At 62.9% G+C, this 16,090-nt stretch carries 16 protein-coding genes and 1 other annotated feature; of the genes, 9 read left to right on the plus strand and 7 right to left on the minus strand.

The window, feature by feature from the left end; translation table 11 throughout:
* From BN1127_RS16590 to BN1127_RS16600, 3 genes are all read left to right on the plus strand, one after another.
* Positions 1-534: helix-turn-helix domain-containing protein (locus tag BN1127_RS16590; protein WP_156139779.1), on the plus strand; the 534-nt coding region annotated here is incomplete at its 5' end.
* Positions 535-609: 75 nt separating this feature from the next.
* The gene (locus BN1127_RS16595; RefSeq protein WP_042650172.1) at positions 610-1,575 is read left to right on the plus strand and encodes a DMT family transporter; all 966 of its coding nucleotides are present in this window, start codon (positions 610-612) and stop codon (positions 1,573-1,575) included.
* 81 nt (positions 1,576-1,656) lie between these two features.
* Positions 1,657-2,025, plus strand: a complete 369-nt coding sequence (locus tag BN1127_RS16600) for a TraR/DksA family transcriptional regulator (protein ID WP_042650173.1) — start codon at positions 1,657-1,659, stop codon at positions 2,023-2,025.
* Positions 2,026-2,243: 218 nt separating this feature from the next.
* Here the strand turns inward: BN1127_RS16600 and rnd are convergent, their stop codons facing one another.
* The 7 genes from rnd to BN1127_RS16635 form a co-directional block, all read right to left on the minus strand.
* Positions 2,244-3,356, minus strand: coding sequence for a ribonuclease D (gene rnd, locus BN1127_RS16605; RefSeq protein WP_041205740.1), 1,113 nt, complete (start codon positions 3,354-3,356; stop codon positions 2,244-2,246).
* Positions 3,357-3,456: 100 nt separating this feature from the next.
* Complete coding sequence (fadD, locus tag BN1127_RS16610) at positions 3,457-5,133, minus strand: long-chain-fatty-acid--CoA ligase FadD (RefSeq protein ID WP_081805875.1); 1,677 nt, start codon at positions 5,131-5,133, stop codon at positions 3,457-3,459.
* Positions 5,134-5,329: 196 nt separating this feature from the next.
* A complete protein-coding gene (locus tag BN1127_RS16615) occupies positions 5,330-6,172 on the minus strand; it encodes an alpha/beta fold hydrolase (RefSeq protein WP_042650174.1) in 843 nt (280 codons plus the stop codon).
* Positions 6,172-6,690 carry a Slp family lipoprotein gene (locus tag BN1127_RS16620; protein ID WP_042650175.1) on the minus strand — a complete coding sequence of 173 codons (519 nt, stop codon included), beginning with the start codon at positions 6,688-6,690 and terminating at the stop codon, positions 6,172-6,174. Before BN1127_RS16620 ends, BN1127_RS16615 begins: the two co-directional genes overlap by 1 nt.
* Before the next feature lie 67 nt (positions 6,691-6,757).
* Complete coding sequence (gene tsaB / locus BN1127_RS16625; RefSeq protein WP_005324985.1) at positions 6,758-7,459, minus strand: tRNA (adenosine(37)-N6)-threonylcarbamoyltransferase complex dimerization subunit type 1 TsaB; 702 nt, start codon at positions 7,457-7,459, stop codon at positions 6,758-6,760.
* Between the two features lie 152 nt (positions 7,460-7,611).
* Positions 7,612-9,522 (minus strand): DNA repair helicase YoaA, encoded by a 1,911-nt coding sequence (locus BN1127_RS16630; RefSeq protein ID WP_005324987.1) that lies wholly within the window; start codon positions 9,520-9,522, stop codon positions 7,612-7,614.
* 66 nt (positions 9,523-9,588) lie between these two features.
* Entirely contained in the window at positions 9,589-9,834 is a 246-nt protein-coding gene (locus tag BN1127_RS16635) for a hypothetical protein (protein ID WP_041205737.1), read from the minus strand.
* Positions 9,835-10,019: 185 nt separating this feature from the next.
* Positions 10,020-10,148, plus strand: a sequence feature (His leader region).
* A 24-nt stretch (positions 10,149-10,172) separates the two neighbouring features.
* On the opposite strand from BN1127_RS16635, the gene hisG reads away from it, so the two are divergent.
* From hisG to hisA, 6 genes are read left to right on the plus strand one after another with little or no spacing between them, the layout of a single operon-like run.
* Positions 10,173-11,069 carry an ATP phosphoribosyltransferase gene (gene hisG, locus BN1127_RS16640; RefSeq protein ID WP_005324991.1) on the plus strand — a complete coding sequence of 299 codons (897 nt, stop codon included), beginning with the start codon at positions 10,173-10,175 and terminating at the stop codon, positions 11,067-11,069.
* Between the two features lie 12 nt (positions 11,070-11,081).
* Positions 11,082-12,392 carry a histidinol dehydrogenase gene (hisD, locus tag BN1127_RS16645; protein WP_042650176.1) on the plus strand — a complete coding sequence of 437 codons (1,311 nt, stop codon included), beginning with the start codon at positions 11,082-11,084 and terminating at the stop codon, positions 12,390-12,392.
* A complete protein-coding gene (gene hisC, locus BN1127_RS16650; protein ID WP_042650177.1) occupies positions 12,389-13,489 on the plus strand; it encodes a histidinol-phosphate transaminase in 1,101 nt (366 codons plus the stop codon). Before hisD ends, hisC begins: the two co-directional genes overlap by 4 nt.
* Positions 13,490-13,501: 12 nt before the next feature.
* The gene (hisB, locus tag BN1127_RS16655; RefSeq protein WP_042650178.1) at positions 13,502-14,635 is read left to right on the plus strand and encodes a bifunctional histidinol-phosphatase/imidazoleglycerol-phosphate dehydratase HisB; all 1,134 of its coding nucleotides are present in this window, start codon (positions 13,502-13,504) and stop codon (positions 14,633-14,635) included.
* The gene (gene hisH, locus BN1127_RS16660; RefSeq protein ID WP_042650179.1) at positions 14,635-15,267 is read left to right on the plus strand and encodes an imidazole glycerol phosphate synthase subunit HisH; all 633 of its coding nucleotides are present in this window, start codon (positions 14,635-14,637) and stop codon (positions 15,265-15,267) included. The genes hisB and hisH overlap by 1 nt, the downstream gene beginning before the upstream one ends.
* A 5-nt stretch (positions 15,268-15,272) precedes the next feature.
* Positions 15,273-16,007, plus strand: coding sequence for a 1-(5-phosphoribosyl)-5-[(5-phosphoribosylamino)methylideneamino]imidazole-4-carboxamide isomerase (gene hisA, locus BN1127_RS16665; protein ID WP_005325000.1), 735 nt, complete (start codon positions 15,273-15,275; stop codon positions 16,005-16,007).
* Positions 16,008-16,090 lie beyond the last annotated feature (83 nt).

Below are 16,090 nucleotides of genomic sequence, written 5' to 3' on the forward strand. Positions count from 1 at the left end.
CCCGCCGATCGGCTCGAGGCCATCAGCGGCGAGCGCGGCTGGTATTTCGCCGAGGCAGTGCGAAGCGACCCGCACGCCGCCCCCGTCCTGCAAGCGGCCCTGGACGCCCTCTGGCACTGTGACAGTGAGCTCGCCGCCGACGGCCTGCTGCTGAGCGTGTGCGAAACCCTGCGCCCCCACGCCCGGGCCCTGGCGGCCACGCGCGAAGCAGCCCATCCTCTGGGCCGCGCCATCGACTATATGCAGGCGTACTTCGCCCGCCCCATCACCCTGACCGAGCTGGCCGGGGCGGTGAACCTCAGCCCCTACCACTTCCAGCGCAGCTTCAAGACCCGCTTTCACGTCACCCCCCAGCAGATGCTGATGGCCATCCGCCTGCAGCGCGCCAAGGGGTGGCTGGCCGCCGGCCTGCCCGCCGCCGAGGTCGCCGCCGCCTGTGGTCTGGCCGATCAGTCACATCTCAACCGCGCCTTCCTGCGCCGCTATGGCACCACCCCGGTGCGCTACCAGAAACAGGTGCAGTCCGGCCGCTAAAGCGCAATCTGGTTCAATACGCCGCCCTTCCCCGCCTGCTAGGCTGGCCTCCTTCTTCTCCACCGGAAATAGAAAATGTTGCTCGGAGTCTTGTTTGCCCTGCTGGCCAGCCTGATGTGGGGGCTCATCTTCGTCGCCCCCCTGCTGGTGGACGGCTATCCCTCCGCCCTGCTCGCCAGCGGCCGCTACCTCGCCTTCGGCCTCATCGTGCTGCCGTTCGCCTGGCAGGCCCGCAAACGCCTGGCGGCCCTCTCGGCCAGCGATTGGCGCGAGGCACTCGCCCTCACTCTGGTGGGGAACCTCATCTACTACTTTTGCCTGTCGGGGGCCATCTTGCGCATCGGCTCGCCGCTGGCGGCCATGATCATCGGCACCCTGCCAGTGGTGACGGCCCTGGCCGCCAACTGCCTCTATGGCGCACGGGACGGCCGCCTCTCCCGCGCCCGCCTCTACCCGGCCCTCCTGCTGATGGGGGCCGGCCTCTATCTGGTCAACCACGCCGAGTTGACCTGGCAGGCAGAGGCGCGCACCGAGCAGCTGTTCGGGCTCGCTCTGGCGGTGGCCGCCGTGCTGTGCTGGACCTGGTACCCCCTGCGCAACGCCCGCTGGCTACGCGAGCACCCGAGCCGCAGCCCGGTCGTCTGGGCCACGGCTCAGGGACTGGTGACCCTGCCGGTGGCGCTCATTGCCTACCTCGGCAGTCTCGGTCATCTCGCCCTGAGCGCACCGGACTTTCCCCTGCCCTTCGGGCCGACGCCCCTGCGCTTCGTGCTGCTGATGGGGGCGGTAGGGCTCTTTTGCTCCTGGCTCGGCACCCTGTGCTGGAACGAGGCGAGCCAGCGTCTGCCGACCGTGCTGGTGGGACCGCTCATCGTGTTCGAAACCCTGGCGGGGCTGCTCTACGCCTTCATGCTGCGCGGGATCATGCCTACCATGAGCACCCTGCTCGGTGTCGTCTGCCTGGTGGTGGGGGTGCTCTACGTGATCACCGGCAAGCCACGACACCTGCCGGAAAAACGCGTCAAAGCGTGGTTAACTTGACTCATGTCATCTTGATAAACCGCGGCTTTCCCTATACTGGCCGAGTTTTATCACTCGTCTTTGGGGGCTGTTGTGTGTGAAGTGACGCAAGCCAGGTTGGCCGAATGGCGTGAGCGCCTGCTGACCGATTGGGCGCAAACAAGAGAAGCGCTGATTACTCAGCTAAAGGCCTGTCGTCGTGACGACTGGGCCCAAAAAGTGGGAAGCTGCGAGCGGGATCAACTGGTGGAGCTGACCAGTCGCCTCGACTTGCCCAAGGTGGAGCTGAGCGTGGCACGGCTGAAACGCCTCGACGCTGCGCTCTGCCAGATGGAACTGGGGCTCTATGGCCTCTGCTCCGATTGCGAGGAGCCGCTCGCCATCGACCAGCTGGATCAGGATCCCAGTCTGCAACGCTGTCCGCGCTGCGAGACCCGCTATCGCAAGGGATTCCACGCCCACGAACTCTAATGGGGGCACCCTTTGTGCCCGCCATTTTATCTGTGACTCCCCTCCCCATTTCCCTTGCCCACTCGATCCCCGGGACAAACCCGGCGCCAGGGGCACTCATGCCTGCTCGCCCGGGTGGCCGGACAGCTACGGATACAAAAAAAGGGAAGTCATTGACTCCCCTTTTCACCTCTTCATGTCGGATACGGCTTCCCGACTCATGACGTCAGGATGCTCAGTTACTGGGCCAGCAGATGCCCCACCAGCTCATGACGCCAGCCTTGCAGCAGCATGGGCTTGTCGGCGCGTGCCCGCTCCTCGGCGCTCATGCGCCAGCTCCAGGTGAAGTACTGGTGGATGATCTTCTTGCTGGCAACCAGCTCCGGCGGAATGTTGCTGGCCTTGGCCTTCTCTTCCACCATGGCCTTGATGCGCTTGAGCTCGGCCTTGTACTGGGGGAAGTCCACCAGCCGGCGAATGGGCTCTGGCCAGCTGTCCGGATCGCTCTGCTGGGCCGAGGTGACGATGTCCAGCATCCGCTTGCCGTGGATCTTGATCTCGATGGGGGCCAGCCCCAGCTCGTTGAGATCCCGCAATGAAGTGGGTCGGCGCTCCGCCACCTTGAACAGGTGCAGCTCCTTGACCACGAAGTTGAGGGCCAGATCCCGGCGCACCGCCTCTTGCTGACGCCAGGCGGCGAGCTCGCGCAGGATGGCCAGCTCGCGCCGACCCAGTTGCCAGGCGTTAATGATCTCGAGGTAGGCCTGACGGGGATCGCTGCCCTGGGTCTTGCGGGCGGAGTGGTTCTGGCACTCCTGCTCGAACCAGGCAAACTTGCCGCTTTCATGCAACCTGGCCATCACCTTCTCGTAGAGGGGCATCAGGTAGAAGACATCCGCCGCCGCGTATTCGAGCTGGCGCGCGGTCAGGGGGCGGGCCAGCCAGTCGGTGCGGGCCTGATCCTTTTCCAGTTCCACCCCGAGGAACTCTTTCACCAGGGCGCCGAAGCCCACCGAGACGCCGTACCCCAGGAAGGCCGTCGCGAGCTGGGTGTCATGCATCTGGTTGGGCAGGTGGCCCGCCTGATGCTGGATGAGCTCCAGATCTTCACCGGAGGCGTGCAGTATGGCGATCTGCCCTGCCCGCCCGAGCCGCTGCCACAGGCCGGAGAGATCCAGAGTCAGCGGATCCAGCAGAGCGAGGCGTTCGCCGTCATAGATCTGGAACAGACCGAGCTGGGGATAGTAGGTACGGGTGCGAACGAATTCGGTATCTATGGCCAGGGGAACGTCGGCCAGGGAAGCGAGATACTGCTCCAGTTCGGCTTGCTGTGAAATGAGTTGATATTGCATCTTTGCCTGCACGTTGGTCGGGACCCAGAAAGAAAAAACCGTGGCATGACCCACGGTTTTGCATAACGACAGCGCTTGACTGCAGAGCAGTGCATGCCGGTTACTGCTTGGCAATCTCCTCGTCGCGCAGCACGCGCCGCAGGATCTTGCCCACATTGGTCTTGGGAAGTTCGTCGCGAAATTCTACCAGTTTCGGCACCTTATAGGCAGTCAGATGTTTGCGGCAGTGGGCAATTATCTCGTCCTCTGTCAGCTTTGCATCTTTCTTGACCACGAAGATTTTCACCAGCTCGCCGGAAACCGGGTTAGGCACGCCGACGGCAGCCACTTCCAACACCTTGGGATGGAGCGCCACCACGTCTTCAATCTCGTTCGGATAGACGTTGAAGCCGGAGACCAGGATCATGTCCTTCTTGCGATCGACGATCTTGAAGAAGCCCTGCTGGTCGCACACCGCGATGTCACCGGTACAGAGCCAGCCATCCTGCATCACCTCGGCGGTCGCCTCGGGACGCTGCCAGTAGCCCGTCATCACCTGAGGGCCGCGCACCTGCATCTCGCCGGGGGCACCCAGCTCGGTGATAACCAACCCCTTGTCATCCACCAGCCGGATCTCGGTGGAGCAGACCGGCAGGCCGATGGAGCCGTTGTAATCCACCAGATCGTAGGGGCAGACGCTCACCAGGGGTGAACACTCGGTCAGACCATAGCCCTCCAGCAGCGGGGTCCGGGTCAACGTTTTCCACTGCTCGGCCACCGCTCGCTGCACCGCCATGCCGCCGCCTATGGTGAGCTTGAGGCGGGAAAAGTCCATGCCCTGGAACTCGCCATTGTTGACCAGGGCATTGAACAGGGTGTTGACCCCTGTGATGCAGGTGAAGGGGTACTTCTTGATCTCTTTGACAAAGCCCGGGATGTCGCGGGGGTTGCTGATGAGCAGGTTGTAGCCGCCCAGGCGCATGAACAGCAGGCAGTTCACCGTCAGGGCGAAGACGTGGTAGAGCGGCAGCGCCGTGACCACGAACTCCTTGCCCCGCTCCAGCACAGGACCATAGACACCGAGGCACTGCTCCACGTTCGCAATCATGTTGCGGTGCGTCAGCATGGCCCCCTTGGAGAGACCCGTGGTGCCGCCTGTATATTGCAGGAAGGCGATGTCCTGGTTGCTGATCTCCGGCTTGATGTACTGCAGGTAGCGCCCCTTGGCCAGGGCCTGGCGCATAGTGCTGGCGTGCGGGAGATTGTATTTGGGCACCAGCTTCTTGACGTACTTGACCACGAAGTTGACGAGGGTGCCCTTGGCCAGGCCGAGGTTGTCCCCCATGCGAGTCAGGATCACGTGCTTGACCGGGGTGTCGTAGACCACCTTCTCCAGGGTATGGGCGAAGTTGGAGACGATGACGATGGCCTTGGCGCCGGAATCTTTGAGCTGGTGTTCAAGCTCGCGCGGGGTATAGAGGGGGTTGACGTTGACCACCGTCATGCCGGCCCGCAGTATGCCAAACACGGCGATGGGGTATTGCAGCAGGTTCGGCATCATCACCGCCACCCTGTCGCCCTTGCCGAGCTTGAGCTCGTTTTGCAGGTAGGCGGCAAAGGCACGGGACTGCTCTTCCAGCCGGCGATAGGTAATGGTCTGCCCCATGTTGACGAAGGCGGGCTGGTCGGCGAACTGGGTCACCGACTCTTCAAACATCTCGACCAGGGAGCCGTATTGGTCTGGATTGATCTCGGCGGGCACCCCTTCTGGATAACGCTTCAGCCAGACTCTTTCCACGAACTTCTCCTGCATAACTAGCACCTGTGCGCTCACTGTGTTGCCTCCGTCCCTGTCACATCCATTTCAATCAGTTGTTTTAAGCTACAGCTCTAATGCCGCACATAGTTACATAAGGTAACATCGATTAACAGCAAATTAACAACGAGAAGTGTGAGGGAGAAAGCAAACCTGACATGATTGAAAGCCGGCGATCCTACCGGATCTGACAGAAGTTTTCGATATAAACGGCGGTTTTGGCCGAATTTTCCATATGGAAGTGATGATTTCCCGCCACCTGTACCATTTCAATCTGGCCAAAGAGTGGTCCCCGCTGCTGCCACTGCGCCAGCAGACCCTGGAACCCCTGCTCGCCACGGATGAAGAGCACAGGGCAGGCGATGGCCCGGATCAGCGCCTGAGCCTGGCCTTCGCTCATGCGCATGGGCGAGAGATCCCGCAGACGGGGATCGCTGCGCCAGTGCCAGCGTCCTTCCCGCTCCTCCAGCTGGCGCTCGCAGATAAGGCGCGCCGCCGCCGGGGAGATGTCAGCCACCTTGCAGCGGGCCGCCACCGCCTCGTCGAGGGAGGCAAACCCACCGGACGCTCGCTCGCGAGTGCGGCTGCGATTGAGAATGGCCCGCCGCAACTGGGCAGGCACCTCCTCATCGGGTTGGCTCAGCGGCCCTAGCCCCTCCAGCAGGATGAGTCGCACTATCTGCTCGGGGAAGACCCCGGCATAGGCGCTGGCGATCAGGGCCCCCAGCGAATGGCCGATCAGGATGAAACGCTGCCAGCCCGCAGCCTGGGCTATCTGGTGCAAATCGTCGAGCCAGTCGACGAAGACATAGGGAGTCGGTTTGTGATCCGAATGGCCGTGACCCGGCAGATCGACGCAGACGAGGTGGCACTCAGCGAGATGGGGGGCAAGGGGCAGGAAGCTGGCGCCGTTGTCGAGCCAGCCGTGCAGGGCAACGATCAGTGGCTTGCCCTGCCGGCCGTTATCCAGCAGGGCGATGCGCCGGCCATCGGCCAGGGTGAGGAAGCGCTCTTCCATCATCACCAGCGGGAGTAGTGGCGCCTTGGCCAGAAGGGATCATAGAAGGGGTCGTAGAAGTAGGGGTCCATGTAGCGGATCTCCACCTCCTTCACCGGCGGCCACAGCTTGCTGGCGGTGACCTTGAGCACGGAGAAGCGATACTTGTGATCGCCTATCTGGCTGTCCACCGGCTTGTCCAGGGTGCCGAGCACCGTCAGGCTGCGTCCCTTGGCATAGAGCGTCGGATCCACAAACCCCTTCATGACGGCCAGAAAACGCCCCGGGCTCTGCTCCGTCTGGGTCGGTACGCCGTTGGCTTTGAGCGGCAGGTAGACCACTTCGATGACGCTCTGATCCTGCTCGTTGTGCACCGCCGAGATGACGCCGCTCCAGCGCGCAGGCTTGCCCTCCATCCCCTGCAGGGCAGGTTGATAGGCCACCAGCCGGCTTTCCGGCTCATAGGCCAGCTCCTTGGGCACAGTGCTGCAGCCGCCGAGCAGCAGCCCCGTCAGGCCCAGCATGATCACGCGTTTCATCATTTGCTTCTCCTTCTCCGCACCGCCCGCCTTCACTCACTGGCGTCGAGTCACGGCTCGCCGTTGGATGTCACTCGCGACCCGGCAGTTTTTTCCAGGTCACCTTGTCGCGCAAATAGACGGGGGTAGCCTGCTCCACCGCCACCGCCTCCCCCGCCAGCCAGGCACTGCGTGCCAGGGGCAGCATGTCGACCGCCGCCGGGAAACGCACCTGGCTCACCGCCAGTTCGTCGGCCAGCGCATTGAGCGTCTCGCCATAGGTTTCAAAGCCGGTCCCGACACAGCTCAGGCTGCCCGCCAGCTTGCCGCGCGCGTCAATCAGCGCGGCGGGATCGCTCACCACTTCCTCACCCACCAGCTGCATGCGGCCGTCAAGCAGCTCGTAGTGGCCAAAATAGACTTCGTTCATTCGCGCATCGATGGCGGTCAGCACCCGCGTTGCCCCCTCCAGACGATGAGCCCCCTGGGCCATGGCAGCCAGGGTGGAGATGCCGATGAGCGGCACGCCGGCGCCAAAGGCGAGCCCCTGGGCCACGCTGATCCCGATGCGCACGCCGGTAAAGGAGCCAGGCCCACGCCCGAAGGCGATGGCGTCGAGCTCAGCCAACGATAGACCGGCCTCGTCTAACACAGCCTGAACCATGGGCAGGATTTTTTGGGTGTGATCCCGCGGCGCCTCTTCCCAACGGGAGAACAGCTTGCCACCCACTAGCAGGGCGGCGGAGCAGGCTTCGGTGGCGGTATCAACGGCCAGGATCTTCAACTCGGTCATGGGTTACAATCTCTATAAAATCAGTCAATTACATAACGTGCAAGCGAGCAGTGCTCACCCGTTTTCTTAACATGGCAAATACGTCAATCGCTAGCCACCCGCCAGCATTTGAGGTCGAATGCATAGCGCGCCGGGTACGCGGCCTGTCAGGCTCAAGCGCCCCGGTCAAAGAAACTCCCCAACGACCCTAACTCCCGGGTACGAGGGATGGCGGGCAGACTCTTGATGAAGGTGGCGCCATAGGGCTTGTTGACCATACGCGGATCACAGATGACCAGCACGCCGTGATCACTGCGATCACGAATAAGCCGCCCCACCCCCTGTTTCAAGGCAATCACCGCCTTGGGCAGCTGGAGCTCGGCGAAGGGATCTCCCCCCTTGAGCTTGCAATCATCCACCCGCGCCTTGAGCAGCGGATCGTCCGGGCTCGCAAACGGCAGTTTGTCGATGATAACACAGGACAATGCCGCCCCTCGCACGTCGATCCCCTCCCAGAAACTGCTGGTCGCCACCAGCACGGCGCGCCCGTTCTCCACGAAGGTCTTGAGCAGCCGCTGCTTGTTATCCTCCCCCTGCAAGAGCACGGTGCGGCCGATTTCCCGGCGCAGCACCTCGGCCACCTGCCGCATCACCTGATGGCTGGTGCAGAGGAAGAAGCAGCCCCCCGGCGTCTTGTTGATAAGGGGGATCATCAGATTGGCCAGCTGTTCCCCCCGCCCGAAGGCGTTGGGCTCTGGCAGGAAGCGCGGCACACAGAGCCGCGCCTGCTCAGCGTAATCAAAGGGGCTGTCGAGAATAAGCTCGGCGCTACCAGCGAGCCCCAGCTCTGCCTTGAAGTGATCGAAACGGTTGTCCACCGTCAGGGTGGCGGAGGTAAAGATCCAGGCCACTTCGGGCTTTTGCACCTCGGCGCCAAATCGCTCGGCCACCGACAAGGGGGTGAGATTGAGGGAGAAGTGCAGCCGCGAGCAATCATACCAGTAGGAGAAACCGGTTTGATTGACCGCCAGCACCTCCCCGAGGCGGGTGCGCAGCTCGCAGACTCGCTCGAAGGCGTGATCCAGCTGCTCGCCACGGCCGAGCGCCAGTTTCAGCACCTCGTAACAGAGCCCGATGGCGTCGTTGAGACGAGCCAGCGCCTGGCCCCAGAGCGGCTGGCGCAGGAGATCTCGGGTATTGCCACGTCCCCCGTCTATCCCGAAGGCGAGGCGCAAGTCCTGGCTCGCGATGGAGAGCCTGTCCGCCGCCTTGCCAAGCTGCCCCATGTCATGGGCCTCGGCCCTGTAGGCGAGCTGGATGTCCTGCGCCAGATCCAGGATGGTGCGGCTGCCCACCGACTTGCCAAAATAGTTGGTGGCGATCTCCGGCAACTGGTGCGCCTCGTCGAACACATAGACCTGCGATTCGGGCACCAGCTCGCCAAATCCCGTGTCTTTCACCGCCATATCGGCGAAGAAGAGGTGATGATTGATCACCACCACCTGGGCATCCATGGCACGACGGCGGGCCACCACCAGATGGCAGTCGTCATAATAGGGGCAGTCGCGACCGAGGCAGTTGTCATTGGTGCTGGTGACGTGGGCGAGGATCTCGGCGTTCTCCTGCAGCCCCGGAATGTCACCCACATCGCCGTTGTCGGTGGCCGTGGACCAGGACTTCACCTTGACCAGATCGCTGAGAATCTCGGGCTTTTGGAGGTGGGATTCGCTCAAGAGCCGGTTCATCCGCTCGATGCAGAGATAGTTGCTGCGCCCCTTGAGCAGGGCCACTGGCGGGGTGTAGGAGAGTGCCCCCGTGATGGTGGGGAGATCCCGGTAGAAGAGCTGCTCCTGCAGGTTCTTGGAGCCGGTGCTTATCACCACCCGCTTGCCGGATTCCAACGCCGGCACCAGGTAGGCGTAAGTCTTGCCGGTGCCGGTGCCCGCCTCTACCAGCAGGCGACCGCCACTCTTGATGGCGCGCGCCACCGCTTCGGCCATATCCAGTTGCGGCGCACGGGCCTTGAAGCCGTCGATGTGGCTGGCCAGAGGGCCATCTGGCTTGAACAGGGTCTGGATGGTCAAAGGAGCGTCCCGCGCAAAAGCGGCCATTATGCCAAAAGCGCGACGAAAGCGGGACTGATAATGCGTTCAGACGAAGAGATCGATCTGATGGTCCGGATCCGGCTTGTGATCATCATCCTGCACCTTTGGCTGATCACGCTTGGCCGGGGGATGATCCTGTTGGTGGTGCTGGGCGCCGCCGCCGTTGTCGGTACCAATCTTGCGCAACTGATGTTTCTGGCTGATTTGGGTCACCTCCCGCTTGATGTCGTCCGGGCTCGGAGTCGACGGTGCGCGCGGCAAGATGGGAAATAACAGATCCTGGCTGGGCATGGTGATCACTCCTCAGGTTATCTTGATTAGTTATCGACCAGAAAACCGTTTTCCCCACTTTAATCGGGCAAAACACAATTTCAGGTTGCATTTTCCGTCAAGGCAGGTAGTTTAAATCAGGCGTCAACTACGACATCTTATTTGTAAAGGATTGATTACATGAAGTTCACCCTGCTGAAGACTCATCATCACCATCATCATCCCGACTAGTCTTTCAGGAGGTTGACTGCTGGAAGACACTTAACTGGTGACTTCCAAAAGGACCGCAAGATTCATAAACCCTCGGAAGCACACACTTCCGAGGGTTTTTTCGTTTTTGACTAGAAGGAAATCGAGCAATGGAAACACAACGTCTGCGCATCGCCATGCAAAAATCCGGTCGCCTGAGCCAGGACTCCCAGGCCCTGTTCAAGAGCTGCGGCCTCAAGATCAACCTGCGGGAACAGCGCCTCATCGCCCACGTGGAAAACATGCCCATCGACATACTGCGGGTGCGTGATGACGACATCCCCGGGCTGGTGATGGAAGGGGTGGTCGACCTTGGCATCATCGGCGAGAACGTGCTGGAAGAGGTGCAGCTTATTCGCGCCTCACAGGGACTCCCCTTCGAGGTCAAAACCCTCAAGCAGCTCGACTTCGGTGGCTGCCGCCTCTCCCTGGCGGTGCCGGAAGACGTCACCTACACAGGGCCGGATAGTCTGGCAGGCAAGCGCATTGCCACCTCCTACCCCGGGCTGCTCAAGCGCTTCTTCGACGAGAAGGGGCTCGGCTTCAAGAGCGTGATGTTGGGTGGCTCGGTGGAAGTGGCCCCCCGCGCGGGACTGGCCGACGCCATCTGCGATCTGGTCTCTACCGGCGCGACCCTGGAGGCCAACGGCCTCAAAGAGGTGGAGGTAATCTACCGCTCCAAGGCGGTGCTGGTACAGGCCCCCAACCCCTTGAATGAGGCCAAGCAGAAGCTAATCGACAAGCTGCTGCCCCGCATCCAGGGGATGCAGCAGGCCCGCGAGAGCAAGTACATCATGCTGCACGCCCCCAAGGACAAACTCGATGCCATTACCGATCTGCTGCCGGGTGCCGAGCGCCCCACCATCATGCAGCTGGCCGGTGACACCAACCAGGTGGCCCTGCACGTCGTCTCCAGCGAGACCCTGTTCTGGGAGACCATGGAGCAGCTCAAGGCCCTCGGCGCCAGCTCCATTCTGGTGCTGCCCATCGAAAAAATGATGGAATAAGGAAGGGACACCATGCAGACCCTGATCTGGAAGACCCTCTCTCCCGCCCAGCAGGCCGATGTGCTGACCCGGCCCGCCCTCAATGACGAGGCGGATATCGGCGCCGTGGTCAAAGAGATCATCGCAGCTGTGCGCAGCCGGGGTGACGAGGCGCTGCGCGAGCTGAGCCAGCGCTTCGAGCGCGCCCCCCGTGAGCAGTTGCGCGTTAGCGAGGCCGAGATCGAGGCCGCCTGCGCGCGGCTGGATGACGACATAAAAAGCGCCATAGAGGCGGCGATTAGCAATATTCGCACCTTCCACGCCGCCCAGGTGCAGCCAGTGGTGCGTGTCGAAACCCAGCCCGGTGTGGTGTGCGAGCTGCGCACCCAGGCCATCAGCCGGGTCGGCCTCTATGTGCCAGGGGGCAGCGCGCCGCTCCCCTCCACCGTGATGATGCTGGCCATTCCGGCAGGCCTAGCCGGTTGCCGTGAGGTGGTGCTCTGCACCCCGTCCCCCGCCAGCGACGAGATCCTGTTTGCCGCCCGCGCCTGCGGCGTCGAGAAGGTGTTCGCCATCGGCGGCGCCCAGGCCATCGCCGCCATGGCCTACGGCACCCAGAGCATTCCCAAGGTGGACAAGATCTTCGGCCCGGGCAACGCCTACGTGACCGAAGCCAAGGGCCAGGTCTCTCGCGACTGGCGCGGCTCCGCCATCGACATGCCGGCCGGCCCCTCCGAGGTGCTGGTGATTGCCGACGATGGCGCGAACCCCGCCTTCGTGGCCGCGGATCTGCTCTCCCAGGCCGAGCACGGCCCCGACAGCCAGGTGGTGCTGGTCACCACCTCGCCGCTCTTGGCCGATGCCATTGCCGGCGAGATCAAGGGCCAGCTGGCCCAGCTCAGCCGCCGCGACATAGCCGCACAGGCGCTCGGTAGCAGTCTGGTGATCCTCTGCGACAATCTGGACGAGGCCTGCGCCATCTCCAATGCCTATGCGCCGGAGCACCTGATCGTGCAGACCAAAGCGCCACGGGAACTGCTGGATAAACTCGAGAACGCCGGATCCATCTTCCTCGGGGCATGGACGCCGGAATCGGTCGGCGACTACGCCAGCGGCACCAACCACACCCTGCCCACCTACGGCTATGCCCGCACCTGTTCAAGCCTGGGGCTCGCTGATTATCAGCGCCGCTACACTGTGCAGGAGCTGAGCATCGAGGGGATCCAGGGCCTTGGTCCCATCGTCCAGCGCATCGCCGATGCGGAGGGGCTCGATGCCCACAAGAATGCCGTGACCCTGAGATTGAACGCACTTTCAAACCAGCAGCAAAAGGATTTGTCATGAGCATCGCCAATCTGGCTCGCCGCGTGGTGCGGGCCCTCACCCCCTATCAATCCGCCCGCCGCATCGGCGGTCAGGGTCATGTATGGCTCAACGCCAACGAGGCCCCACTGGCCTACCCCTTCACCATTGAGGGAAGCCGCCTCAACCGCTACCCCGAGTGCCAACCTGCCGAGGTAGTCAACAGTTATGCCGCCTACGCCGGGGTTAATCCGGATCAGGTGCTGGTGAGTCGTGGCGCCGACGAGGCCATCGAGCTGCTGATCCGCACCTTCTGCGACGCCGGTGAAGATCAGATCCTCATCTGCCCCCCCACCTACGGCATGTACGCCATCAGCGCCGAGACCTGTGGCGTCGGCATCGTCGAGCTGCCGCTCACCGCCAGCCGTCAACCGGACTGGCCCGCCATCGCGGATCGCCTCTCCGACGTGAAACTGGTGTTCCTCTGCTCCCCCAACAACCCCACCGGGGATCTGGTGGGCCGCAAGGGGCTTATCGCCCTGCTGGAGAAGGCCCGGGAACGCGCCATCGTGGTGGTGGACGAAGCCTACATCGAGTTCTGCCCGGAAAGCTCAGTGGTGGATCTGCTGGCCCAATACCCCAATCTGGTGGTGACCCGCACCCTCTCCAAGGCCTTTGCCCTGGCGGGGATCCGCTGCGGCTTCACCCTGGGGGATCCGGAGGTCATCGCCATGCTGGCCAAGGTGATCGCCCCCTACCCCATCCCCGAGCCCATCGCCCAGATTGCAGCCCAGGCACTCTCCCCCATGGGGCTATCGCTGATGCAGGAGCGGGTGCAGGAGCTCAACAAGCAGAAGGCCCTCATCAAGGCCGAGCTGATCCGGCTTGCCTGCGTGAAAGAGGTGTTCGAGGACAAGGGCAACTTCGTGCTGGTGCGTTTCAATGACGGTGCCAGCGTCTTTGCCGCCATGAAGGCCGCCGGCATCATACTGCGGGACTTCTCCACCAAGCCGGGCCTGGACAACAGCATCCGCATCACCATCGGCTATCAGGGGGAGATGGATGCCGTGATCAAAGTGCTGCGAGATCTGTCACTCAACACCCCCTCAGCCAGCAACCAGACTGCCGCCAGCATATAAGGAAGTAGCCAGATGAAGACCCCGTTTTTGTTTATCGACCGTGACGGCACTCTGATAGAAGAGCCGGTGACCGACAAGCAGGTGGACAGCCTCGCCAAGCTGCGCTTCGAACCCATGGTGATCCCGGTTCTGCGCGAGTTGCAGGCCGCCGGGTACGTGCTGGTGATGGTGACCAATCAGGATGGGCTGGGCACCGCCAGCCTGCCGCTGGAGAACTTCCAGCCACCCCATGACCTGATGATGCACCTGTTTGAATCGCAAGGGGTGAACTGGGAACAGGTGCTGATCTGCCCGCACTTCCCCACCGACGGTTGCAGCTGCCGCAAGCCCCACCTCGGACTGGTGAAGGAGTACCTCGCGTCCGGTCGCATCGACTTTGCCAACTCCTTCGTCATTGGCGACAGACAGACCGATCTGCAGCTTGCCGAGAACATGGGCATCCGCGGCATCCGCTACCACCCGCAGGATCACGATTGGCTCGCCATCCGTGATCAGCTGCTCTCCAAGGGGCGGGTGGCCGAGGTGGAGCGCTACACCAAGGAGACCCGCATCCAGGTGGCGGTGGACTTGGACAAGAGCGGCGGCAACCAGATTGCCACCGGCATCGGCTTCTTCGATCACATGCTGGATCAGATAGCCACCCACGCCGGGTTCCGCCTCAAGCTGAAGGTCAGCGGCGATCTGCACATCGACGATCACCACACGGTGGAAGATGTGGGACTGGCCCTGGGTCAGGCCCTGCGCCAGGCCCTTGGTAACAAGCGCGGCATAGGTCGCTTCGGTTTCGTGCTGGCGATGGACGAGGTGCAGGCTGTGATCGATGGCCGCCCGCGCCATACCACCGATACCCCCTCCCTCACCGAGCTGGACGTGGCCACGGCGCTGGACTTGAGCGGCCGCCCCTACTTCGTGTTCGACTGCCCGAGCGGCTTTGGCCGCGACAGCGTGGGGGAGATGGCCACCGAGATGGTGCCCCACTTCTTCCGGTCGCTCTCGGACGCCATGGCCATCACCCTGCAGATGAAGGTGGGGAGCGGCAACACCCACCACCAGGTGGAGGCGCTGTTCAAGGGCTTTGGCCGCGCCCTGCGCCAGGCCATCCGGGTGGAAGGGAGCGAACTCCCCTCCAGCAAGGGGGTGCTGTGATGGGTTTGAGTAAGCAAAACCTCGTCATCATCGATACGGGCTGTGCCAATTTGGCCTCGGTGCGGATGGCGTTCGAACGTCTCGGCGTGCAACCGCAGGTCTCCTGCCAGGCCGCCGACATCGAGCAGGCAGACAAGCTGATCCTGCCCGGGGTGGGCACTGCGGTGGCCGCCATGAAAAACCTCAACGAACGGGGACTGGTGCCCCTTATTCGCGCCGCCAAGCAGCCCCTGCTGGGCTTTTGTCTCGGCATGCAGATGCTGGCACAGGCCTCCGAGGAGACCATGAGCGGCAGTGACGGATCGGATGAGGGCTTGATCGAGGGTCTCGGCATAGTGCCAGGCAGGATCCGGCTGATGGAGGTGGGCAATCTGCGCCTGCCCCACATGGGCTGGAACCAGATAGAGCACGACGAGACCCACCCGTTGCTGAAAGGGATCCGAAGCGGCAGCTACTTCTACTTCGTCCACTCCTACGCCCTGGAAGTGACGGAGGCAACGCTGGCCACCTGCGACTATGGCCAACCCTTCACCGCCATCGTCGGCCGTGACAACTTCTTCGGCGCCCAATTCCACCCGGAGCGCTCAGGTAGTGCCGGTGCCCGTTTACTGCAAAACTTTCTGGAGCTGTAACAAGGATGATCATTCCCGCAATTGACCTCATCAATGGCCAGGTAGTCCGACTCTATCAGGGGGACTACGGCCAGAAAACCGCATACAGCAGCAGCCCCCAGGCCCGCTTCGACGACTATGTCGCCCAGGGGGCGGAGCAACTGCACCTGGTGGATCTGGACGGCGCCAAGGATGCAAAAGCGCGCCAGCTTGCCCTCATCACTGCGCTGCTGGCGACCACCAGGGCGCCGGTGCAGGTGGGTGGCGGCGTGCGCAGCGAGCAGGACGTGGCGGACCTTCTTGCCGCTGGTGCCAATCGGGTGGTGGTCGGCTCCACCGCGGTCAAGTCCCCGGAACTGGTGGCGAGCTGGATGGAAAAATATGGCCCCGAACGCATCGTGCTGGCCCTGGACGTCAATATCGATGCCCAGGGAAATCGCCAGATCGCGGTGGCCGGCTGGCAGGAGAACAGCGGTGTGACTATCGAGGCGCTGATCGAGCGCTTCCTCCCCGCCGGGCTCAGGCACGTGCTCTGCACCGACATCAGCCGGGACGGGACGCTCTCGGGCAGCAACGTCGAGCTCTACCGGGATCTCTGCGCCCGCTATCCGAGCGTGGCATTTCAGGCCTCCGGCGGCATCGGCGGCCTGGCGGACATCGAGGCGCTCAAGGACACCGGCGTCAAGGGGGTCATCCTTGGCCGCGCGCTCCTCGAGGGCAAATTTTCGGTGAGTGAGGCCATCACCTGCTGGAATGAGTGATCACCGTGTCACCGGGTGATCCAGGGGAGCCTGTCCGGCCATCAGCGCCGGAACAGGCACCTCTTCTGCCGGGAGCCAGCGGC

The sequence above is a fragment of the Aeromonas media genome, assembly GCF_000819985.1.
GTDB lineage: Bacteria > Pseudomonadota > Gammaproteobacteria > Enterobacterales > Aeromonadaceae > Aeromonas > Aeromonas media.

Bases quoted from the DNA above. Each gene is read 5' to 3' on its own strand.
- BN1127_RS16595 (WP_042650172.1), top strand. From the start codon at position 610: ATGTTGCTCGGAGTCTTGTTTGCCCTGCTGGCCAGCCTGATGTGGGGG.
- rnd (WP_041205740.1), bottom strand. From the start codon at position 3,356: ATGCAATATCAACTCATTTCACAGCAAGCCGAACTGGAGCAGTATCTC.
- BN1127_RS16615 (WP_042650174.1), bottom strand. From the start codon at position 6,172: ATGATGGAAGAGCGCTTCCTCACCCTGGCCGATGGCCGGCGCATCGCC.
- BN1127_RS16620 (WP_042650175.1), bottom strand. From the start codon at position 6,690: ATGATGAAACGCGTGATCATGCTGGGCCTGACGGGGCTGCTGCTCGGC.
- tsaB (WP_005324985.1), bottom strand. From the start codon at position 7,459: ATGACCGAGTTGAAGATCCTGGCCGTTGATACCGCCACCGAAGCCTGC.
- BN1127_RS16635 (WP_041205737.1), bottom strand. From the start codon at position 9,834: ATGCCCAGCCAGGATCTGTTATTTCCCATCTTGCCGCGCGCACCGTCG.
- hisG (WP_005324991.1), top strand. From the start codon at position 10,173: ATGGAAACACAACGTCTGCGCATCGCCATGCAAAAATCCGGTCGCCTG.
- hisD (WP_042650176.1), top strand. From the start codon at position 11,082: ATGCAGACCCTGATCTGGAAGACCCTCTCTCCCGCCCAGCAGGCCGAT.
- hisC (WP_042650177.1), top strand. From the start codon at position 12,389: ATGAGCATCGCCAATCTGGCTCGCCGCGTGGTGCGGGCCCTCACCCCC.
- hisB (WP_042650178.1), top strand. From the start codon at position 13,502: ATGAAGACCCCGTTTTTGTTTATCGACCGTGACGGCACTCTGATAGAA.
- hisH (WP_042650179.1), top strand. From the start codon at position 14,635: ATGGGTTTGAGTAAGCAAAACCTCGTCATCATCGATACGGGCTGTGCC.
- hisA (WP_005325000.1), top strand. From the start codon at position 15,273: ATGATCATTCCCGCAATTGACCTCATCAATGGCCAGGTAGTCCGACTC.